Consider the following 541-nt stretch of genomic DNA (forward strand, 5'->3'; position numbering starts at 1 on the left):
GTTTCTGGCAGAACCAAGTAGCCAAGGATAAATATCGCCAACAAGTAAAGCAGCACAAAGACAAATACCGCTTGCCAGCTAAAGTGGTACGCAATCCATCCGCCAAAAAGAGGCGCGACAATCGGCATGACAGAAGCAGTGACAGAGATATACGACAAAGCTTTCGTTAACTGCATACCATCATAACTGTCCCGTAGCACTGAGCGCCCTAAAACAGAGGCACTGCCGGCTCCTAATCCTTGCAGCAATCGCCCTGCCTCAAGTGCAGAAATGTTATCGCCAAAGACAATACAAATGACGGTACCGATTAAACAGATGCTTTGTCCGAGAATAAACACCGGTCGTCGTCCAATGGCATCAGAAAGCGGACCGTAAAATAGCTGTGACACACCGAAACCAACCAAAAATAACGTCACCAAACTCTGAATCGAAGGTTGTGGCAAGTTAAGGTCATGGCCAATGAGCGGTAAAGAAGGAAGATAGATACTGACGCCAACCTGGCCAGTAGCAATGATCATCATCGCAAGTAACAACGGTGTTT

The 541-nt window shown here is 47.0% G+C and carries 1 protein-coding gene; it reads right to left on the reverse strand.

Going from position 1 to position 541, the window contains the following annotated elements:
• Positions 1 to 541 (reverse strand): MFS transporter (locus R7Q09_RS27835; RefSeq protein WP_318144171.1); only part of this gene is annotated, 541 nt, incomplete at both ends.

This window comes from Vibrio sp. 2130-1, assembly GCF_033339515.1.